We start from the raw sequence: 2,263 nt of genomic DNA on the forward strand, positions 1-2,263 counted from the left end.
AATAGGGAATAGGGAATAGGGAATAGGGAATAGGGAATAGGGAATAGGGAATAGGGAATAGGGAATAGGGAATAGGGAATAGGGAGTTGGAAAAATATTTCCTCATGATTCCTCAAAAGAAAAATTATAGTCATTCTAGTTAAGATTGAGACAAGGTTTTCTTGCCTTGAAAGAGTTTCAGTTAAAAAAGTGCTCCAGTCTTATTCAGAATGACTATAACACCTGTAACTATGCCCTATTCCCTTCTGTGACTAACAGACTTTTTCAGCCAGTTCTAATTAGTTCGTAATTGAAACACATTAACAAGTAGTAGAAGTTAAGATGCAATTTAGCCTATTTATTTTTATAGCTAAACACCTGAATACTAAATTGGCTTATTAATAAAGAGAGATTGGGAAAAAAAAATGAAGATATCACCAAACCTACAAGGGGGCAAATATACCTTAGAACAAGAACTAGGAAGGGGTGGTTTTGGCATTACTATCAAAGCTACTCATAATTATTTAGGACAACCAGTAGTCATTAAGACTCTCAATGAGTCTCTAACTCAACATCCTAATTTTGCAGACTTTAAAAATAAATTTCAGGATGAGGCCAAAAGACTGGCTTTATGTGTCCATCCTAATATTGTCCGAGTTAGTGATTTTTTTGTGGAAGATGGTCAACCTTACATGGTAATGGACTATATTCCCGGTCAGACTTTAGCAAAAGTAGTATTTGGTGGCCAACCTCTACCAGAGGCGATCGCTGTGAATTATATTCGTCAGATAGGAAATGCTTTGATAGTAGTAAATCAAAATAATTTGCTTCACCGAGATATTAAACCCCAAAATATTATGCTGCGTCAGGATACTAAGGAAGTAATTTTAATTGACTTTGGTATTGCGCGGGAGTTTATTGCAGGTCAAACTCAAGTTCACACTAATCTGGTCTCAGATGGTTATGCTCCACCAGAACAGTATTTGCCTCAAGGAAAACGCACAGCAGCAACAGATGTATATGGTTTAGCTGCTACCCTCTATACATTATTAACTGGACAAGTACCAGTAGCAGCACCCAGGAGAGTACAACAGGAAATGCCTAGTCCTCGTGAGTTACAACCTCAACTTACTGCTAATGTTAATCAAGCAGTGCTTAGGGGTATGGCTTTAGATATTCAACACCGACCTAAAACTGTAGATGAATGGTTAAAATTTTTATCAGATTCTCCCACAAACAATTCAACTATACAGGTTATACCTAACCATCCAGCTCAGAAATTGGGAAATGGAAAAATTGCTAATGTAAATATTCCTCCGACACAAAGACCTCCAAAAATTTTGATGTGGGGAGCACTCGGAGTGATCGCTACTGTAATAGCAGGAGCATTAGTGGCAATAGTGCTTAACTCTGAGCATTCTTCTACTTCTCCCATCGCTAAACCTACTCAACCTTCTCCGACAGTAAGACCATCAGATATTGTTGCTCAAACTCCAACTCCAATAACAACACCAGCAACTACACCTACCCCATCTCCACCATCTCCAGAACCTAGCAATACTCCACAACCAACTTTTATTCCTACCCCGACACCTACGCCATCTCCTATTCCTCCCTTAGTCAAACCTACTCCTACTCCCTCACCTCCTATAGTAAAACCTACACCCATACCACCAATAGTTAAATCAACTCCCACACCTGTTCCATCTCCTCAAGATTCAGTTCCCAAAAAACTTCTAGACTTAGTATTGCCAGATAACATTCCTTCCGATCCTATTGATAATTCCACTATTAGGGATCGGTTACCGATTATTCGTGGTTTACCTCCAGGTACATTAGAAAGTAAGGTAATAGAATTATTAGGAAAACCTACAAAAGTTGAAGAGCGCGGATATTGGCCTAATACCAGGGCTGTAATTTATGATTTACTTCCTAATAAAGTTAGTTTGGGCTATATATACGATCGGGACTCTCGTCGCTTACGACAAACTGAGTTATCTGTAGCAGATGATGTAGATAACCTAATGGTAAGACTAGCTTTTGCAAATATGTTGAATCTGAAGATTACTCCAGATATTAAACAAGGACTGCAAGATGTACGAAATCGTAAAATTAGTCGCTACGAGTTTAAAACAGGTAATTTAGAAGGTCTAATTGAGCGTAGTAAAGATAATCGTGTTTATATTGGTGTTTGGGAAGATGATTTACATTAGACTTCTTGCAGAAGTCAGGGAATAGGGAATAGGGAATAGGGAATAGGGAATAGGGAATAGGGAATAGGGAA

The 2,263-nt window shown here is 38.4% G+C and carries 1 protein-coding gene; it reads left to right on the top strand.

Features of this window, described 5'->3' with window-relative positions; all coding sequences use genetic code 11:
- Positions 1-404 precede the first annotated feature (404 nt).
- The gene (locus ACP6PM_RS29775; protein ID WP_426590495.1) at positions 405-2,192 is read left to right on the top strand and encodes a serine/threonine protein kinase; all 1,788 of its coding nucleotides are present in this window, start codon (positions 405-407) and stop codon (positions 2,190-2,192) included.
- Positions 2,193-2,263: the final 71 nt, after the last annotated feature.

Origin of the sequence: Dapis brunnea BLCC-M229 (genome assembly GCF_050015995.1) — a bacterium.
Lineage (GTDB): Bacteria > Cyanobacteriota > Cyanobacteriia > Cyanobacteriales > Microcoleaceae > Trichodesmium.